We start from the raw sequence: 20,241 nt of genomic DNA, 5'->3' as shown, positions 1-20,241 counted from the left end.
GGGGATGAACGATTTGAACGCACGGAACAAAACGAGGAAACCGCTGCTGGCGGCCGGCTTGTCGCTTTTGATGCTGGCCGCGGCGGCTTGCAGCTCCGGGGGATCGGGAGGGAATTCTTCTTCTCCCTCCGGAAGCGCGGCATCGTCCGGCGGAAGCTCGGCCTCGGCCGAAACGAAACAGGAAATCGGCATTTCCATGTTCGATCGCGGGGAGGTGCCGACGGAGGAGGGGAATTACGAAAGCAACCGCTGGACGAAATGGATCGACGAAAATTCCCCGGCAAAGGTAAAATGGGTGCCGGTTCCCCGCGGCCAGGCGCAGCAGAAGCTGAGCGCCTTGATCGCCTCCGGCAGCGCGCCCGATCTGATCTGGGAGTTCGACCGAACCTATATCGCCCAACTCGCCAATCAGGGCGCGATTCAGCCGATCGACGAGCATATCGAAAAGTACAGCACTTCCTTGAAAAACTACCTGGCGGAGCACCCCGAGCTGAAATCGGCCATCACGATCAACGGGAAAATGTATGCGGTTACGAGCGCGCGCGGAACCGACGTCATCGCCAACCACGGCATGTGGATCCGCCAGGATTGGCTCGACAAGCTGGGGCTTGCGGCGCCGACGACGGTCGAAGAACTGATCGAGGTCGCGAAAAAATTCAAGGACGAGGATCCGGACGGAAACGGCGCGGCGGATACGGTGCCGATCGTCTTCAACGGCAACGGCGTGCAAATTATGCGGGCGTTCTTTTTCAACAATGAAAATCAATGGTACCTGGAGGACGGCCGGATGAAGTACGGCCGCACGCTCGACCGGTTTGCCGAGTCGCTCGCGTTCCAGAAGTCGCTGTTCGACCAGGGCCTCATCGACAGGGAGTACATTACGGACAGCAACTTCCAGCGCTCCCGCCAGCTGTGGACGACCGGGAAGGCCGGCATCTATCTCGGCTCCTGGAGCATGGATACCGAAATGCAGGATCTGCTCGCCAACGTGCCGGACGCCGAAATCGCCCCGCTCGAGCCGGTGGCGACGAAGTACGGCCGAAACGGTCTTTATCAGGAACTGCCCGCGAACGTTCTGGTCGCCTTCAACAGCAAGATGGACGAGGACAAAATCGAGACGGCCGTCAAATTTCTCGACTGGATGATCGAGGACGGCTGGCTGCCGCTGAAGCAAGGCGAAGAAAACGTGCATTACAAGCTGGTGAACGGCGAAATCCCGCAGCGCATCGACGCGGATAAATATCGGAAAGAAGCGTTCTACGCCCGGGAGTACGCGATTTTGAGCCAGTGGGACCCGAAGCCGGATTGGATTCCGGTCATGGCCGCGCAGGATCCGATCTCGCAAAAAATCGCCACGGCGAAGTCGGCTTCGCTCGAAGTCGCGCTGAAGAACGAATACCGCCGCGACATTCCGTACAGCCCGGATTTTCCGGAAGCGAGCCAACTGATCGCGACGTTCGCGCCGATCGCCGCGCAGATCGAGGTCAAAGTCGTCACCGGCGGCGACGCGCTTAGCCCAGAGGAAGGCCTGGAGCAGGTGCGCAAGGAATGGCAGCGCCTCGGAGGCGAAAACGTCGAGAAGCTGGCGCAGGAATGGTACGAGAAAAATAAGGAGTTTATGCGGTAATCGCAATTGAAGCGGATTACGGAAAGCGCGGAAATGACCGTGACGGCAAATGAACGAAGTTCGGAAACGGAAAGCGAGGATCGGAAAAATGGGCAATAAGGCAAATGCGCTCGACCACGAAGCGCTGCTGTTGAAAAAAATCGCGTCTCAGGAAAGCAGCTTCGATCCGGATGCGGGCATGCTGCGGCTGCCGTTCAGCAGTCCCGGGTATCACACGACGCTGACGAAGGAGACGCATCCGACGGTGCACCCGACCTATCCGTCGCTGGCGTACGCCCTCGGCCTGCTGAATACGGGGATTTCCGCGTACGAGGAACGTGCCTCCGCGATCATCGAGCGCGTCATCGCCCTGCAGGATCGAGACCCGGGCAACGATACGTACGGCATCTGGCCGTGGTTTTACGAGGAGCCGCTGGCGCGGATGGCGCCTCCGGATTGGAACTGGGCCGATTTTTGCGGCAAGGAGCTCGTGCTGGCGGCTTTGCGGCACGGCGGCAGGCTGCCGGATGAGCTGAACGAACGAATCCGGGAAGCGGCAAGCTGCGCCTGCGAAGCGATTATCAAGCGCGACGTGGGTCCCCATTACACGAATATCGCGATTATGGGCGCGCTTGTCACGTTGATCGCAGGGGAGCTCTACGGCCGGAAGGAGTTTGCCGAGTATGGCCTGCAACGGCTGGAAAAGCTGAAGCGGCATACGGAGGAGCTCGGGACGTTTCAGGAATTCAACAGCCCGACGTACACGATGGTCGCCATCGTGGAACTGTCCAAAATCCGCGCATTTTCCGTACAGCTGCGGGCCAAGGAAATCGCCTCCGACCTGCTGGACGCCGCCTGGCGCATGATTGCCCAGCATTTTCACCCGGCGACCGGCCAGTGGGCCGGGCCGCACAGCCGCAGCTACAGCACGCTGCTGACGAAACCGGTCAAGTCTTTCCTGCAGGCGGCTTCGGGGAACAGGCTGCTCCTCCTTGCCGAAGACGAGCTGGAGTACAGCGCCGAATGGTACGGCATCGGGTGCGAATGTCCGGAGCCTTATTTGGACATGTTCGTCCGGCCGGAGGAGCGGGTCGTGGAGACGACCTATTATCGCAATGCGGAGACGGGCTACGTGAAGCGGGCCGTCACGCAAATCGCGCCGCGATACGCGGTCGGAACGTTCAGCGAAGAGATCATGTGGAATCAGACGCGCGGGATGGTCGCCTATTTCGCGAACGGGAACGAGCCCGTTTATTTGCAAATGCGCTGCCTGCATGACGGGTACGATTACAGTTCGGCCGTGCTGAGCGCGTCGGCGGAGCGGGACTTTTGGCTGCTCGGGGCGAGGTTCGTCACCAACGGCGGTGACACTCACCCGAACCTCGACCGGATCGACGGTTCGATTCGGGCCTCGGATTTTCGGTTCCGCTTCGAGTTCGGCGGGGCGCTGGACGGCGTCGGCTTCGAAACGTCCGGGCGGATCGCGCACGCGACCGTTGACGGCCTCAAGCTGCGGTTCGAAATTTTGTACGCGGCTTTCGGGGAGAAGGATGCGTCGATCCGGCATGCGGCAACGGCCGGGGAAGATGTTTCGGCCGGGAGAGACGCAAAGGACGGGAAAGTCGCTTCGGCCTGGAGAGACGCAAAGGACGGGCAAGACGCAGTGGGCGGGGGAGACGTATCCGACGGGAAAGATGCAGCGGCTCGGGTAAATCCGGAGAAAAGCCGGGAACGGAAAGATTGGCGCTGGGAAATCGTCCGGGAGGGAGGAACGTGCGGCCTGGATTTGGTTATCCATGCGGGCGAGCGGCGGACGATCGATTTTCGCGCACTCGGCAAAGCCGCGTTCCTCTTCTCGTTCGCGATCGGCGGGAAGGCGGAGCGGCCGCCGACGGTCATGGTCACGGAAGAGGGGAACGGGAGCCGAGTGACGGCCAGACGGGTCCCCGGCGAAACGGCCGGCGAAGCGAGCCGCGGATTATCGCCGGAAGCGACGCTTCCGCTCGCGCCAAGCGACCGGCTGCCCTTATAATCGTTAGCAAGGCCAAAGATGCGCCCGCGAGGGCGCGTCTTTATTTTTTTATGAAGGAATGTTAAATTCTTCGTCTTGCGAAGGCGTTCGAGCAAGCTTGCGGGGCAAAGGAGCGCCGCAGTTGAGTCGTATCGACTCATCTCGACCCGCCATCCCCATGTAGCCGCGCTCAAATGAGTCCTCATGACTCATCTTACCCCTCCGCATGAACGCTGTCGATCCAGTTGAGTCGTAGTGACTCACCTCAGCCCGCCAAACACATATAGCCGCACTCAAATGAGTCATTGCGACTCATCTCGTCCTTCCGCATGCATGCAGGACAAGCCTACGTTGGATTTTGTCCAACGACCGAAGCGAGAAACACGGAAATCTCCGTCTACAGTGGATTTTATCCAACGAAAATCGGGTTTTTCGGACGAAATCGCCGAAAAGGCCTCGCCTGAGTGGACAAAATCCAACGAGGGCGGCAGGACTAGCTTAAAAGCCGGTTTCAGATTGGACAAAATCCAATCAGGGGGACCGCGCAGTTAGCAAAAAGCTGGCTTTGATCGGACAAACTCCAAGCTAAGCTGAGCCAAAAAAAAGTTTGACGGGCGGAGCACGGCAAAGCCGTTTTGATGATAACTTTTGCATTTTTATATGATTCGCATATTTTTGGATTGACATGAAAGCGCATTCCATAAATGATAGTTCTACATAAGAAAGGGGGGCTTCCTCCGGTGGGCATCATCCGGCTGCTGAAAAGCCGCAAATATTTGCAGCGCATCGTGCTGTATTTCAACCTGTCGTTCGTCGGGCTGCTGGTCATTTTCTCCGTCGCTTATTACGCAGTCTCCAAAAACATCGTCCTGGAGACGCAGAAGGAAGCCAACGAGAAAGTGTTGTCCCAAATCAAATACAACATCAATTATTTGCATGAAATCGTTCAAAATATCGCGATCATGATGAGCTTCGACCAAAGCATCGTCTATTTGAAAAACGCAAAAGAACCGGATCCCTTCACGAAATTCCAAACGATGCGGATGCTCGATACGGTCGCCGATTCCACCTCCTTCGTCGATTCCATCGCCGTGTACAGCGGCGTCGCGGAGCGAATGTACATCGGAGGCTCGGGAGCGTGGTCCCGCTCGCATTTGAAGGAACTGGAGGAGATGACGCTGCGCGTCCTGCGGGAATCCGGGCGTCCGACCGGCGGAAGGCTCATTCCGATGAAGACGGACGGTCGGAACGAGAGCGTGGATTTGTTCTCTTTTTTCGTCCTCGAAAACCACCCGACGAACGGCGCGGTTCCGAATGCCGTCGTCGTCAATATCCGGCCGGAGTGGGTGTTCGACAATATTTCCAATCTGAACAACCTTGGAGGGCATGGCGGCGGAATCGTCGTGCTGGATCGGAACGGGGAGGCGCTGACCTATCGCGGCGAGGCCGCGCCGATGGCCGGGGAGACCGAGGGGCGGGCGGATTCCGCGGACGAAGCGAAGTCCGCAGACGGGCCGGATCCCGCAAGGGAATGGAAGTTCGCGAGCGAATGGAAGTCCGCAAACGGCCCGGCAACCGCAAACGGGCCGGAGTCCGAAATGTTCAAAATCAGCCGGATGGACGGAGAGAAGGTCCTCGTGTCCGAGATGAGCGTCGGGGTGAACGATTGGACGATCGTGAGCGTTTTGCCTTATGACGACGTGATGGGGCGGGTGGAGTCTTTTCGCGATATTTCCTTTATTTTGATCGGATTCGCGTTGGCGATTTCCGTCGCGCTTTCGGCCGCGGTCGCAAACCGCCTGTACCAGCCGATCCGCAAGCTGACCGACCTGTTTAAGCGCAGCGCGCTCGTCCCGGCAGCGGGGGGGCCCAAGACGCAAGACGAGATGAGCTATATTTCCGGCGTATACGAGCTGACGCTGAACAAGCTGCGACTCGCCCGCCAGGAAGAGAACCGGAACCAGCAAATCGTGCACGATTATTATTTGCGGCGCTGGATGGCCGACAGCGAATCGCTGACCGAGGAGGAATTGGAGGAGTGCCGGAAAGCGTTCCCCCGGCTGTTCCCGAAGGAAGAGGGGGCGCGGCGGGGCTGGACGGTGGCCGTCCTGACGCCGGATCCGCCGTCGCCGGGCTCCCGCTCGTCCGTTCGCGACGATTTGTTCCGGTTCGCGGCGTGCAACATTACCGAAGAAACGGTGGGCCGGTCGTTTCCGGTTCGGGTTCTCGATATGAAAAACGATTTTCTGGTCGCCGTCGCGCGCACGTCGGCCGACGGATCGGACTCGGAGGCGGTGCGGAGGTTGCTCGGCGATGCGGTCGATACTTGCCGGCAGTTTTATCGCCGAACGTTCTCCGCGGCGGTTCGCCATCCCGCGAACGATTTCAGGGCGGTCAGCCTCGCTTACCGCGCCTCGGTACAGCAACTGATGTACCGCGTGCTGTACGGCCCCGGAGCCGTCATCGCGCCGGAGGACGTGGAAGGCAACATGGCCCGCCGCGACGTTGCGATTCCGGTCGAATGGGAAAAAAAGCTCGGCGAGGCCATTCGCGCCCGCGACGAGAAGGCGATTCTCGCGCTGCTCGACAAGTGGTTTGACGCGATCTCCGCTTTTCCGTACGACGATATGACGTTCGCGGTCCAACAAATTTTGCTGGTCGTCCGACAGGTGCTTCGCGAGCCCGTGTTCGCCGGCCATTTCAACTCGATCGCGATGCAGACGCTCGGAACGAGCGTCATTCGCTCCGACACGTTAGCCGGGATGAAGGAGAAGATCGCGTTGTTTCTGGAGCAGGTCTGTCTGGCGGAGAGAGAAGCCCAGAAGGAGGACAAAAACAAAGTGGTCGTCGACGCCATCAAGGAATTCGTGGAGAAAAACGCGCTGGACGTCAATTTGAGCCTGCAGTCGGTCGCGTCGAATTTCAAAATGTCCTCGGCCTACGTCGGCCGCCTGTTTAAGCAATACGAGAACGTTTCCGTCGGCGACTACATTAACGGGTACCGGCTGGAGAAGGCGCGGGAAATGCTGCTCGGCAGCAGCTTCAGCGTGAAGGAAATCGCCGATTACCTCGGCTTCAACAATGCAAGCTACTTTATTACGCTGTTCAAAAAAAGGTTCGGCATGACGCCGAAGGAATTCCGGATGAGCGTCGCGCTCGGGGAAGAAAGAAGGCTCGACGGCACGCGGAATTGATATAAAATGCAAATCCTGATACGTTTAACGGCATGTTGTCTCCGTTTTGGGATAGCCGCCGCCGACTCCCTTTGTCAGAATGAAACCGCAATCCACACTAAAAGGAAAGGCGTGAAGTGGGATGAGCAAGCGGTTTTTGGCGGCGCTATTGGTGTTCGCGTTAGCGCTGGGAGGGCTTCCCGCCCCGAGCGGTCAAGCGCAGGAGGGGGCGGCGAAAGCGTTTTACGTGGCGCCAAATGGAAGCGATTCCAATTCAGGAGGGCCGAACGATCCGTTCCGCACGCTGGAGGCGGCGAGGAACGCCGTTCGCTCGCTCAAGAACGGGGAGGGTTTGCCGGCGGGGGGCGTCACCGTCTACTTAAGGGAAGGCACGTATCCGAGAAGCGAGTCGTTCGAGCTGACGGAGGAGGATTCCGGCACGGCCGAATCTCCGATCGTCTATCGCGCCTACCCTGGCGAGACGGTTCGGCTGTCGGGCGGCGCGAACCTGGACCGTACCGGTTTCGAGCCCGTCGCCGACCCGGCCGTGCTGCAGCGGATCATCGATCCGGCCGCGCGCGGCAAAGTCGTCCGGTTCGACCTGGCGGCTCACGGGTTGACCGACTACGGCCAAATCAGCCGGCACGGCTACTGGAAAGCGAGCGATATCAGCCTGCTGCCGCCGATGCAGCTGTACATCGGGGGGCAGGGCATGACGCTGGCCCGCTGGCCCAATGACGGGACCGTTCAAATGGGCGATATCGTCGATCCCGGACCGACGGCGAACGATCCGGACCTGCAGGAGAGGGGCGGGACGTTCAAGTACGAATACGATCGTCCGATGTATTGGACGCAGGCGGACGATATTTGGCTGGACGGCATTTTCGGCTACAGTTGGGAGTGGTCCTACAACAAGATCGCGAGCATCGATACCGAAAACAAGACGATCACGCTGCGGTACGGCGAAATGTCGGGCATTCAAAAAAACTGGTATCCCGATTTCCATTTTGCCGAAAACCTGCTTGAGGAAATCGACATGCCGGGCGAATACTACATCGACCGAAACAGCGGCGTGCTGTATTTGCTTCCGAACGCGGCTTTTCTTTACGGAAACGGCGACGTTACGGTAACGACGCTGAAGGAGCCCATGATCACGACGATAGGGGCCTCCCACATCCGGTTCGAGGAGCTCGCGCTGGAGTACGGCCGCGACACGGCGGCGGTCATCATCGGGGGCAGCGACGTGACGATCTCGCACTGCGACATCAGCAACTTCGCGGGCGGCGCCGTCTTCGTCAACGTCCCGAGCAAGCAGATGGATCCGGTCCCGGACGATCGGCTGAACGGCACCGGCCACTTGATCGAAAGCACCCATATTCATCATATCGGATCGCTGGCCGTCACGCTCAACGGCGGAAGCGCGGCAACGCTCGAACCCGGGAACAACCGGGTCGTCAACTCCCATATTCGCGACTTCGCCTTTTACAACAAGGCTTACAATCCGGGCGTCGTCCTGCGGGGAGTCGGCAACCAGGCGATCGGCAACGAAATTCACGACGCCCCGCATCCGGGAATTCTCATTTTCGGCAACGATCATCTGGTGGAATTCAACGACATTTATGACGTCTGCAAACTGTTTTCCGATCTCGGCGCCATTTACATGAACGCGGGGGCGACTCCGCAGGAGCGGGGAACGGTCATCCGGCACAATTACTTCCACCATATCGGCGAGGGCAAGCCGGGCGTGGAGGGGGTTTACCCGGACAACCTGACGATGGGGTTGACGATCGAGAAAAACATTTTCTACAAGATGGGAAACGCCGCGATCAAAAACAACGCCGGCTCCTATATTTCGGCGACCAACAACCTGTTCGTCGACACGTACGTTCCGTTCGACAACCATGAGATGTTTCTGGGCAACGCGCCGGGCAACAAGATCGATACCGACTACATGCCGCAATGGGAGGCGCTCTTCGAAGCCAACAACGATTTTATCGGCACCCCGTATTTGACCAAGTATCCGGAGCTTGCGAACTTTTTCGAAGAGAACCGCTATTATCCGGACAGCAACGATTTCAAGCGCAACGTCGTGTACAACCCGACGCTTCAGCGGTCGCAGGACGTCAATGCGGAAGGCGCGCGGGACGTTCTCGGCCTGCTTGATTACGAAAACAACTGGGTGACGACGCAGGATCCGGGCTTCGAAAATTTGGCCTCCGGCGATTTGCGCCTGCGGGAAGACGCGCCGGTGTTCAGCCAAATTCCCGGCTTCGCCGACATTCCGTTCGAGGCGATCGGCACGCAGGGGAAAGTGGGGATTTCCCACGCTCCGGATGCCGTCGAGCTGCTCGACGTCGAATTCCCTTACGAGGCGATCACGTTGGAACTGGGCAAGTCGGCCGTCGTCAAAGCCGAGGCCATTCCGTGGAACGCCGCGGACGTCTCGGTGACGTACGGCAGCAGCGATCCGGCGGTTGCGGCGGTTGACGGGAACGGCGGCATCCAGGCATTGGCGCCCGGAGTAGCGACGATTACGGCGCGGTCGGCCGCGAATCCGGCGTTGTCGGACACGCTCGAGGTGACGGTTGCCGACGGCGACGGGGTCATGCACTTCACCGACTTCGAATCGGGCGGCAACGGCTGGCCGGTCGATCCCAATCGCAGCATCGAAGAGGATGAGGAAGGCAATCATTGGTATCGCCTGGTCGGGGGAGCGAACGCCCAATCGCCGCGGGAATTCGCCGACTACGTGCTCGAATATCGGCTGAAAATGCCCGCGGAGGTGCCCGAAGGGGCGAACTATCTGATGTACGAACGCAACGGATCGAACGGCAGCGGATACGTTTTCTACAAAAAGACGGCCGGCGGCTCTTTATGGGCGCTTTACGATTCGCAATGGCGCACATTGGCCGAAGTCGGGCTGGACCGCGAAGACCTGCTGCCCGGCGGCATTCATGCGATCAAGCTCGTCGTCCAAGGCCCGAACGTAAGCCTGTACGTCGACGGGGAGCTGCGCCTGCAAGGCGCGAACCCTTCCCACAGCCCGAGCGGCAAAGTCGGGTTCTACGTGGAAGGGGTAGCGGATATGCGGTTCGACGACGTGAAATTTTCGCTGCTCCGGGAGCCGGTCACGGATATCGAAGTGTCCCCGGCAGCGCTGACGCTCGAAATGGGCGAGAGAAAGCAGTTGACGGCGACCGTGCTGCCGCCGAACGCGTCGAACCGGAACGTGCGGTGGGAATCCAGCGACCCGGCCGTCGCGACCGTGGACGAAGCGGGCGTCGTGACGGCGGTGAAGTCCGGATCGGCGGCAATCCGCGCCGTCTCGGAAGACGACGGCGAGATCCGGGCCGAATCGGCCGTGACCGTCCGGCCGTGGCCGAAGTATCCGGTCCAAACGCTGAACAAGGCCATCAAGGACAAAAAGGGCTGGACGGATTCGGACGCGGTCGAGTTCCGCAAAGGGAACGTCCGCATCGCCGGCGAAGGCGTGTTCGGGTACGAAGGCAAGAAGTTCGGCAGCGAGCTTCTGCGGTTCAACGCCAAGTTCGGAGCGTATGACGGAGGCTGGTACGGGTTCGCGCTGCGCTCCGACCGCACCGGCGATCCGACCTGGGTGAACGGCAACAAAGGGTACCTCGTCGTCATCAAGGAGGATCAGATCGAATTCCAGACGTGGAAGCCGGGGCAAACGATGGTGCGGATCATCCCGAACGACGCGTTCGAAGCCGGGCGCGAGTACGAGATCGAAATCGGCGTCATCCGCTCCTTCGGCGGAGAACGGTTCATTCTGAAATCGGGCTCCCGCGTCGTCCTGAACGAATGGGATGCCGATGCGAACAACCCGATCGCCGGAGAAGGGTACTTCAACGTCTACCACTACGGCGGGGACGGAGAAGCGGTCGAGCTGATGCCGGCTAAATCGAAGTAACGGCTGGAGCCGCCCGGATCGACGAGGGCGGCTCCTTTTTGCCGGCATAACAATAACGGCCGAAATCGACGGTTAAAGTGCTCCGGCAAGCCCGGCCGCGACGCCTGCGTGGCCTCAAGCCGATGGCCGCCAGCGTGGAAACGAATTTTTCGATGCGATTCGCAAATACGGCGATCGAAATTGATACGAAATGCGATTTTTAGGATTTCGGCAGCGCTTTCAGGTGTGCCATGATGAGGGAGCGGGCCGCATCGAGCCGTCCGCGAGACATCATACGAGAGGGGGACCGAACGCATGCGCCAATCCGAAGCCGTCCTGTCCGGCGCCGCCGCCGAAGGCAGGCCGAAATCCCGCCGAAAGCCCCGGCTCAGGAGCAGCGACAAGGAGCTCAGCCTTCTGGCGCTCCCTGCGGCGATCTATATTTTCGTCTTCAGCTATCTGACGATGTTCGGCGTCATCATCGCGTTCAAAAATTACCGGTACGACAAGGGCATCTGGGGGAGCGAGTGGGTCGGGCTCGCCAACTTCGAATTTTTTTTCCTGACCGAGAAGGCGTATATCGTTACCCGCAATACCGTTCTTTACAACGTCTGGTTTTTTATCGTGACGACGCTCTGCGCGCTGCTCGTGGCGGTGCTGCTGAACGAAATTTCGCGAAAATGGAGCAAGTATTACCAGACCGTCATGTTTCTGCCGACCTTCGTCTCCTGGGTCGTCATCATGTATTTGGCGGAAATTTTCCTCCACCACGACTACGGCTTCATTAACCAGGTGCTGCAAGCGTTCGGGGCGGAGCGGGTTCGCTGGTACTTGGAACCGGCCAACTGGCCGGCCATTCTGACGGTGGCCCACCTGTGGAAATCGATCGGGTTTTCCGCGCTGGTCTATTACGCGGGCATCGTCGCGATCGATCCGTCTTATTACGAGGCGGCGCGGATCGACGGCGCGACCCGGTTTCAAATGGTCCGCAAAATCACGATTCCGATGCTGGCTCCGCTCATCACGATTTTGCTCATCATGAATATCGGCAGCATGTTCCGCGGCGATTTCGGCCTTCACTTTTTCGTATCGGGGAATTCGCCTCTTCTGTACAACTCGGTCGACATCATCGACACGTTCGTCTATCGCGCACTCAGCGTCAGCGGCGACACGTCGATGGCGGCCGCGGTGGGGCTGTATCAATCGCTGGTCGGGTTTGTGCTGGTGGTGGCGGCCAACTACGTCGTCCGCAAAATCAACGAGGAAAATTCCCTTTGGTAGGAGGCGAGGCATCCGTGAACGAATCGGCTTTGAAGGGCGGCCGGATTAGCAACGCGATTTTTCATCTGTTTTTCGTGCTCCTGTCGATCGGGATTCTGGCCCCGTTTCTGCTCATCGTATCCGTTTCCCTGACCGACGAGAAGGCGCTGGCGGATTTCGGGTATTCGTTTATTCCGTCCCGTTTCAGCCTGGTCGCGTACGATTTCATTCTGCAGTCGCCGGCCGCTTTGCTGCGGGCGTACGGCAACACCATTTTCATCACCGTCATCGGAACGATCCTGAGTCTGCTGCTCACGAGCATGGTCGCGTACGTCGTTTCGAGAAGAGATTACCGGCTGAGAGTGCCCTTGACGGTTTACATCTTTTTCACGATGCTGTTCTCGGGCGGTCTGGTGCCGTTCTACATTTTGATGACGCAATATTTGCACCTGAAAGACTCGCTGTGGGCGATCATCCTTCCCGGCATGCTGTCTCCCTTCTACGTGCTCATCATGAAGGGCTTCATGGGCAAAATCCCGCACGAGCTGATCGAATCCGCGAAGGTCGACGGAGCGAGCGAGCGGCGCATCTTTTTCCAGATGATCCTCCCGCTTTCGACGCCGGCGCTGGCGACGTTGGGCCTGTTCATCGCGTTCAACTATTGGAACGAGTGGTTCAACGCGCTGTTGTTCATCGACAACGATAAACTCGTCCCGCTGCAGCTGCTGCTCGTCCGGATTATGAACACGCTCGATTTTCTCCGCAACAACAGCGAGTACATCCAAAGCCTGGGGCTGGACATGAGCCAGTTGCCCAACGAATCGATGCGGATGGCGCTGGTCATTCTGGTGGCGGGCCCGATGATGTTCATTTTTCCGTTTTTCCAAAAATATTTCGTGCAAGGCATGACGGTAGGTTCGTTGAAAGGGTAACGGCGCTAAGCTTCCTTGCCCATTCTGATAAACTATATTTTTAACGGAGGGGTTCTGGCATGAAAAAGGTTCGGTATGTCGGCATTCTGATGATTTGCCTGGCTTTGTTCGCGACGGCGTGCAGCGGAGGCGGCAACGGCGGGGGAACCAACGAGCCCGCGGCAAGCGGCGAATCGTCCGCGCCGGCTTCCGCGTCGGGAAGCGAGAGCGGGCTGCCCGAAGTCACGCTCACGTGGTATTACGGCGTCGCCCAAGTGTCGCCGGACCAGCAGCTGATCGAAGACGAGGTCAACAAAATCATCAAGCCGAAACTCAACGCGACCGTCAAGCTGAAGCCGATCGATTTCGGCAGCTACACGACGAAGCTGAATACGGCAAGCGCCGCGGGCGAGGAGTTCGACTTGGTCTGGACGGCGAACTGGGCGTTCAACTACGACGAAAACGTGAAAAAGGGCGCGTTCCTGCCGCTCGACGACCTGATCGACGAATACGCTCCCGAGACGAAAAAAGCGATTCCGGACTTTACGTGGGACGCGACGAAGCACCAGGGGCAAATCTATGCCGTTCCGAACTACCAGACGGTCATTTCCCGCTACGGCATCAACGTGATCAAGGAATATGCGGACAAATACGGGCTGGACCCCGCCAGCGTCAAACGGTATGAGGACCTGGAGCCGTTCCTCGAGTTGATCAAGCAAAACGAGCCCGGCATCGTACCTTTCATGCTCGTCGGCCCGCTGACGAAGTTTCATCCGTTTTTCTGGGGCTACGACGATTACGGGGTGAAGCTCGGGGACGAGACGTATAAGGTGAATTTCCTGGAAGCTTCGCCGGAATACAAGCAATTCGTCGAATTGATGCACAGCTGGTTCGAAAAAGGCTACATCAACGAGGACGCGTCCACGGTCAAGCAGATCGACAGCAGCCATAACGGCACGTTCGCCGCGTCCATCGAATACACGATGAAGCCGGGCTACGAAGCGGAAATCAAGGCGAAAAACGGCGGCCGGGACATCATCGGCATTCCGCTCACGGACGTGACGACGACCCGTACCTCCAATATCGCGACGCTGACGGCAATCAGCCGCACCTCCAAAAATCCGGAGCGCGCCATGATGCTGATCGAACTGGTCAATACGGACCGGGAGCTGTTCAACCTGCTGAGCTTCGGTTTGGAAGGGAAGCACTACGAGAAGCTGAGCGACAACATCGTCAAAACGAATCCGAACGGAGGCTATACGGCTTCCAACTGGGTGTTCGGCAACGTGTTCAACGGCTATCTGATCGAAGGCCAGGCGGAAGATACGTGGGAGGTCACCGAGGAGTGGAACCAGTCCGCCGTCGTGCAGCCGACGTTCGGGTTCAATTTCGACGATACGGCGGTGAAGGCGGAAAACGCCAACGTGGCGGCCATCCGGGCCGAATACGAGCCGCTGCTGTTCACGGGCACGGTCGATCCCGCCGAATATTTGCCGGAATATATCGACAAGCTGAAAAAAGCCGGCGTCGAAAAGGTGCATGCGGAGCTGCAAAAGCAACTGGACGCCTGGGTCGCGGAGAAGAAGCAAAACGGCTAAACCGCGGTTTGCGGGCTCGATGAATAAAACCAACCTCTCCTTTGAGCGGCGGGGGCCCGGCGAGGCCCTTTCGCGAGCGGAGGGGTTTCTTTTTGCGCCGGAAAAGGAAGTGCGCTTCGCAAGGCAGGCGCATACAATATACATCATGCCAAAAGGGGGGAGAGAGCGATGAGGTCCATCTCCCGCAAAAAAAAGCGGCGCAAGCGAAAAATCCGCCCCTGCCCGGCTCTCTCCAAAAAGAGACCGCGCCAGCGGCGCCGCCGCAAAGCCCGGCGGCCGAGCGCGGCATGCCGCAAAAAGCGCGTCTCGCCGCCGCGATTGCTCCGGCAGGCCGGGTTCGCCGATCCGCCGCCGGGCGCTCCCGGGCCGCAGGGGCAGGCAGGACCGGTCGGGCCGATCGGATCGGCTGGGCTTGCCTGCCCTGCGGGTCCCGCAGGCTTTGCGGATGCTGCAGGACCGGAGGGTCCGGCGGGACCAACGGATCCGGCCGCATGGCCTGCCATCTCCGTTCATCCGGTCGTGCAGCGGTTTTTCTTCGTTCCTCCCTCCGCGATTTCAATGTCGGAGCCGCAAGTTTTGGCCGCGGAACGGTTCGAGAACGATCAGGGCGAGCCCGCGACCGAATTTCCGGACTTCGGGAGATCCGGTTACTATAATTTGTACGTGAACGGGGTTTTGCAGGAGGGAAGCCTTTATCGCGTGGATTCGCGCTCGGTTGCGTTGGCGCCGACGGGCCAGACGATTATTGCGGGCGCTCCGATCATTCTCGAATCGGTCGGCTTCCTCGTCCGCGTTTCCTGAAAACCGGTGTTCTTTTCCCAAGGGATGCGCACAAGCTGTCGAATCTTTCCTTGAATATGGTATAAAGCTACGCGCAACTCCTTTTGGGAAAGGAGGTTCATCTCATGGCATTGCAACTAATGAAACTCGCCGTCTCGATCCAGACGTCGGTGACGGTCGGACCCGCCTCCGACAAGTTTTTTTACGTGACGACGGCGGAAACGGCCGCGGGAGCGACGCTCAGCATCGATGCCGCCAGCTTTTTCGACAATACCGGCGCGGCGGTCGCGGCACTGCCGGCGTTGGCGACGGACAACAGCTATTTCAGCGTATACGTCAACGGCGTCCTTCAAATGGAAGGCATTTGCACCTATACGCCCGGCGCCACCGGCGTCGGTTCGCTTGCCATCGCCGTCCCCGCAGGCGGAGACCCCATCCTTGCGGATTCCCCGGTTGTGCTCGAAGTGCTGAATTTCGCGCCGGCTTCGACGTCGACGGTCAATACCTGAAGCCGCCGGCCGGCGAAACGATTTAAAAGCGTCTTTCCCGTTCGGGAAAGGCCTTCTTTTTGGCGATCCGATCCGGCTCCCGGTCCATGATTATGATATACTGTTTACAGGATACACACTTTTTGGGGTTGCCTGCGGAGGACGGATAGATGGATAGCCATGATTTTTCGGACCACGAAGCGTTCAAAAACTTTCCGAACGGAGCCAAGCTCAGTTGGGGATTGGCCAAGCCGTCCCGGAGAGGCCCGAAGGGCGAATTAAACGTCAAAAAAATCGTCGACGCGGCGATCGAGATTGCCGACTCGGACGGGCTGCCCGCGGTTTCGATGAATCGGGTCGCCTCCAGGCTCGGGTTTACGCCGATGTCCCTCTACCGGTACATATCCGGCAAGGAGGACCTGCTTTTCCTTATGCAGGACGCCGTATGCGAGATTCCGATTCCGCCCGACGACCCGGAGAAGGACTGGCGGCAAAGCATGCGGGAATATGTCGCGGCATGCATTCAGGTGTTCCGGGTTCACCCGTGGTTTGCGGATATTCCGATTACGGGCGTCCCGCTCGGGCCGAACAATTTGCGGGTGGTCGACTGGGCGCTTCGGCCGCTTCGCCGATTTCCGTTGAACGATTTCGAGAAAATGTCGATCATCTTGCTGCTCAGCGGCTACTCGCGTTCGGCCGGCATTCTCCAGCGGGACATGGACCGGGCCATTCAGGCCGGCTCCGACCTGGGAACGTTCAGCGGAGTCGGCTACGGGGCCGCCCTCAAGCTGCTGCTCGATCCCGAACGCTTTCCGGACCTGTATCCGATCGTCGCGTCCGGCGCGTATACGGAAGAAAGCGAGGTCGAAAATACGGTCGGCAACGATTTCGATTTCGGGCTGGAGCGGATTTTGGACGGGATCGAGCATTACCTCGCCTCCAAAAACGCCGGGGCGAACGAGGGCGAGTAGACGAGGCCGGGGCACAGAATCGGTTTGCCCGGCTTCGCGGAGAACTCGGAAAGGTTTGCCGGCGATTTTTTAGAATCCGTGCGGCGGATCTCCGAAAGGAATCCGCTGCGTTTAAGCTTTATCTGCGATAGGGAACCATCCTGGAGTATGGATGATTTTCAACCATAACGGTTCGGCAATCCCCGATTTTTCCCGGTTATTTAAAGTTAAATCAAGACGAAGGCTTCAAAGAACGCAAGGAGAAAGCAAAAATAAAGCCCGTCTCCGTCGTTGAGATGAGTTATTTTTCCGCACCTGCCAAAACGGACAAGTTGCCGAAGTTGCCGAATTCGATGAGATAAGCTTGAACTGCCGCTTGACTGAGCTCCCGGCCGGCGGTTCGCTGCATGGCGGCGGTCGGTCGATCGTGCGGCGGGGGAAGCGGTGGTCAGGTGAGGGGCTTATGTTGGATTATATCCAACGGACAGAGCGAAAAGCGAGGAAAACTCGGTCTAGAGTGGATTTTATCCAACGAAGAACTTGAAATGAGGCCGAAATCGCCGGAAAGGCCTCGCCTGGTTGGACAAAATCCAACGGAGCCGGCGAGCTTCGCAAAAAAAGCGGTTTTGGTTGGACGAAATCCAATGAAGCCACGCCGGGCCTCGCGAAAGTCCGGCAAGCCCCTTTAGTTCGCGAGCGGCCGGGATGTCCGGCTTGCCAAGGGCGCGTCCAGACGTTTTCTTAGTCCGCGTCCTTTGCCTAGCCGGCATCCGGCATCCCGCGTTTGCCGACTTCCCGCCTTACCGGCGCCCGGCCTTGCGGCGGAACGCGGCGAGGCACCAAACGACGGACGCGAGCAAAATCGCCGCGCACCAGCCGACGGCCAGCCAGCCGTTCGAGCCGATCGGGGTTCCCATCAGCAGGCCGCGTATGAGTTCAATGACGGGCGTAATCGGCTGATGGTCCGCGACGCCTTGCAGCCAATCCGGCATCGTGTCGGTCGGAACGAAGGCGCTGGACAAATAAGGGAGGAACAGCAGGATGAAGCCGTATCCGCTGGCGGCGGAAGGACTGCCGGCGACCATGCCGATGGCGGCGAAAAGCCAGGTGAGCGCCAGGATGAACAAAGCGATGACGGCTACCGCCGCCAGCCATTCCGGCGCGCTCGCGGAAGGCCGAAACCCGACGAGAAGCGCGACGCCGATGACGATGGCGGTCGCCAGCAAATTGCGGGCCAGGCTCGCGACGACGTGCCCGGTAATGACGCCGAGGCTGCGGATCGGCATCGTACGAAACCGGTCGACGATGCCGTTCTTCATATCGAGCGCGACGTCGACCGCGGTGCCGGACGAGCCGAAGCCGGCGCACAGCAGAATGATTCCCGGCACGACGTAATTGACGTAGTTTCCGCTCGTATCGATCGCCCCTCCGAACACATACGTAAACATCAGCATCAGCAGAACGGGCAGCAGAATGGCCATAAGCAGCGCTTCGGCATTGCGCAAGCTCAATCGGATGCTGCGCCCGATGAAGACGGCGTTCGTCACGAGAAAAGAGGCGGACTTGCTTGTCGTTGGAGTCATCATGACGGAATTCCCTCCTTTTTTTTGGATGTGAGCGACAGAAAGACGTCGTCCATGCTCGGTTTGCGAATGGCGACCCGGGTTTCCCGCGGAAACAGCGGATACAACCCGTCCAGCGTTTCCCGAATGTCCGCGAGATGCCCGGTCGTGGGAAGCGACTGGAGCAGCTCGTCGTCCGCCCCTCGCAATTCGATCACTTCGCCGGCCACGCGCGATTTCAATTCCTTCGCCGTTCCGGTCGCGATGACGCGCCCGCCCGAAATGACGGAAATCAGATCGGCCAGCTGATCGGCTTCTTCCAGGTACTGCGTGGTCAGAAAAACGGTCGTCCCTTGTTCCTTCAAACGCAGGATGATCTCCCACAGGGCCCGCCGGCTTGTCGTGTCGAGGCCGGTCGTCGGTTCGTCCAGAAACAGAATCGGTCTCGGCACGACCAGGCTGATCGCGAGATCGAGCCGCCGCCGCATGCCGCCCGAGTAGGTTTTGACGCGCTTGCGGGCCGCGGCGGCCAGGTCGAAGCGGTTCAGCAGCTGGCGGGCTCTGGCCGTCGTTTCGGCGGGCGAGAGCCCGGACAGCCGGCCCATCATGCGCAAGTTTTCTTCGGCGGTCAGCATTTCGTCGACCGCGGCGAACTGGCCGGTAAGGCTGATGGCGTGTTTGACCTTGTTTTTTTCGGTTTTGACGTCGAATCCGGCCACCCGGACCAAGCCTTCGTCCGGCGGGACGAGCGTCGATAAAATGTGAATCAGCGTCGTTTTGCCCGCGCCGTTCGGGCCGAGCAGCGCATAGACGGCGCCCGCGGGGACCGTCAGGTCGATTCCGTCAAGCACGGTATGGCGGCCGAACGATTTCCGCAGCCCTTTCGTTTCGATTGCAAGGTCGTTCATGGATAGGCTCCTCTCCTTCGCGAATCATGTGTATTTCATAAACAGTATATATCATAAACAATATATTATATACGCAGTTTTTTGACAACACCATTTTTGGCTAAAATGCAAAACCCCGATCTCCGTCCAGTCCCTCACGGGACAAAAGGTGGGGCATCCGATGCGACGCCGGGTGAGGGGCGAATGGATTCGGCGCGGCTACAATGAAGATGGATCTTCGAACGAATACGGACGGAAGCGGGGAGAGGAAATGAACGGACGGGAAACGAATTCCCTTGAATGCCCGGCAGCGGCGGCGGGCCAAACGCTGCCTTCAGCGCGAGCGCCGCGGGCTGCCAACTATACGGTCATGCAGAAGATATGGCTTCTATGGGAGAAGCTCGCGGGCTGGGGTATGAAACTCGGATGCGATTATGTGCTGGAGTTCGGCATCTGCAAGGTCATGGTCAAACGTCACACGGGAGAAGCGATCGACTGCGAGGACGGCACGAGGATCGAACCCGGCGACCGGATCGGCGAGCTGCACCTGGACAACCGACAGATGCTGGAGCTGGCGCGGACGCTAGGGCCCGATCGGGCGGCTTTGCAGACGGCAAGGCTGGCGCGGGCGTCGTTGAAACGGATCGACGAGGCGATGGAAACGAGGCCGGAGTTGATCGAAGTGAAGGCGCTGGTGGGCGTCACCCTGCTCCATCGGGGGCTTATTCACGGCTTGGGGTTCGAATGCAAGCCGCTACCGTCCAAAGGGTTCGAAAGGACGTCGACCGTCTATTTGCAGACGTTGTTGCGGTTCATGCATCCGGAAGGGGCGAACCGCGTGAGCCGCAGCAAGCAAAAGCTGACTCCGCTTATGCTCGTCCACACGCGCGAGTCGCTCCGGATTTCGATGGCCCGGGTCAGGTCCGACCTCTCCTGAGCATCTCCCGGACATTGGCCGGACGCTATTTTTGATCCTAACGGGTCGTCTCTGAGGGCCGTGCTCGGCCCGCCTAGCCCCTCAATTGCCCCGTCAAGCCGAAGTCCCGAAATTCCCCTTTTCCAAACCGCGCCGTCTTGCTATACAATGAAGAGCGGAACATCCCGC

Annotated in this window: 13 protein-coding genes; 11 read left to right on the top strand and 2 right to left on the bottom strand. The window is 59.2% G+C overall.

All coding sequences use genetic code 11. From position 1 onward, the window contains the following. Nucleotides 1–13 precede the first annotated feature (13 nt). The 10 genes from B7E11_RS06105 (at nt 14) to B7E11_RS06060 (ending at nt 16,708) form a co-directional block, all read left to right on the top strand. The gene (locus tag B7E11_RS06105) at nt 14–1,627 is read left to right on the top strand and encodes an extracellular solute-binding protein (RefSeq protein WP_240353157.1); all 1,614 of its coding nucleotides are present in this window, start codon (nt 14–16) and stop codon (nt 1,625–1,627) included. A gap of 88 nt (nt 1,628–1,715) precedes the next feature. Beyond that, nucleotides 1,716–3,638, top strand: a complete 1,923-nt coding sequence (locus B7E11_RS06100) for a hypothetical protein (protein WP_080832710.1) — start codon at nt 1,716–1,718, stop codon at nt 3,636–3,638. 719 nt (nt 3,639–4,357) lie between these two features. Further along, entirely contained in the window at nt 4,358–6,811 is a 2,454-nt protein-coding gene (locus B7E11_RS06095; RefSeq protein ID WP_139787089.1) for a helix-turn-helix transcriptional regulator, read from the top strand. Nucleotides 6,812–6,932: 121 nt separating this feature from the next. Next, nucleotides 6,933–10,721, top strand: coding sequence for an Ig-like domain-containing protein (locus tag B7E11_RS06090; protein WP_080832708.1), 3,789 nt, complete (start codon nt 6,933–6,935; stop codon nt 10,719–10,721). A gap of 294 nt (nt 10,722–11,015) precedes the next feature. Next, on the top strand, nt 11,016–11,981 hold the full coding sequence (locus B7E11_RS06085) for an ABC transporter permease (RefSeq protein WP_080832707.1): 966 nt from the start codon (nt 11,016–11,018) through the stop codon (nt 11,979–11,981). A gap of 14 nt (nt 11,982–11,995) precedes the next feature. Further along, nucleotides 11,996–12,892, top strand: a complete 897-nt coding sequence (locus B7E11_RS06080) for a carbohydrate ABC transporter permease (RefSeq protein ID WP_139787088.1) — start codon at nt 11,996–11,998, stop codon at nt 12,890–12,892. 59 nt (nt 12,893–12,951) lie between these two features. Beyond that, nucleotides 12,952–14,469: an ABC transporter substrate-binding protein gene (locus B7E11_RS06075; RefSeq protein ID WP_080832706.1), complete on the top strand. Its 1,518-nt coding sequence runs from the start codon at nt 12,952–12,954 to the stop codon at nt 14,467–14,469. Nucleotides 14,470–14,637: 168 nt separating this feature from the next. Next, nucleotides 14,638–15,270 (top strand): DUF4183 domain-containing protein, encoded by a 633-nt coding sequence (locus B7E11_RS06070; RefSeq protein ID WP_080832705.1) that lies wholly within the window; start codon nt 14,638–14,640, stop codon nt 15,268–15,270. Nucleotides 15,271–15,374: 104 nt separating this feature from the next. Then, nucleotides 15,375–15,758 (top strand): DUF4183 domain-containing protein, encoded by a 384-nt coding sequence (locus B7E11_RS06065; protein ID WP_080832704.1) that lies wholly within the window; start codon nt 15,375–15,377, stop codon nt 15,756–15,758. A 149-nt stretch (nt 15,759–15,907) separates the two neighbouring features. After that, complete coding sequence (locus tag B7E11_RS06060; protein ID WP_080832703.1) at nt 15,908–16,708, top strand: TetR/AcrR family transcriptional regulator; 801 nt, start codon at nt 15,908–15,910, stop codon at nt 16,706–16,708. Nucleotides 16,709–17,487: 779 nt separating this feature from the next. Here B7E11_RS06060 and B7E11_RS06055 read toward each other — a convergent pair. Next, nucleotides 17,488–18,270 carry an ABC transporter permease gene (locus tag B7E11_RS06055; protein ID WP_080832810.1) on the bottom strand — a complete coding sequence of 261 codons (783 nt, stop codon included), beginning with the start codon at nt 18,268–18,270 and terminating at the stop codon, nt 17,488–17,490. Then, nucleotides 18,270–19,157, bottom strand: coding sequence for an ATP-binding cassette domain-containing protein (locus tag B7E11_RS06050; RefSeq protein ID WP_080832702.1), 888 nt, complete (start codon nt 19,155–19,157; stop codon nt 18,270–18,272). Before B7E11_RS06050 ends, B7E11_RS06055 begins: the two co-directional genes overlap by 1 nt. 160 nt (nt 19,158–19,317) lie before the next feature. On the opposite strand from B7E11_RS06050, the gene B7E11_RS06045 reads away from it, so the two are divergent. After that, entirely contained in the window at nt 19,318–20,073 is a 756-nt protein-coding gene (locus tag B7E11_RS06045) for a YkoP family protein (RefSeq protein WP_240353156.1), read from the top strand. Nucleotides 20,074–20,241 lie beyond the last annotated feature (168 nt).

The organism is Cohnella massiliensis, assembly GCF_900169535.1.
In the GTDB taxonomy this organism is placed as follows: Bacteria; Bacillota; Bacilli; order Paenibacillales; family Paenibacillaceae; genus Cohnella; species Cohnella algarum.
The sequence above is the reverse complement of the archived record's forward strand: the minus strand, read 5'-3'. Positions and strand labels throughout refer to the sequence as shown.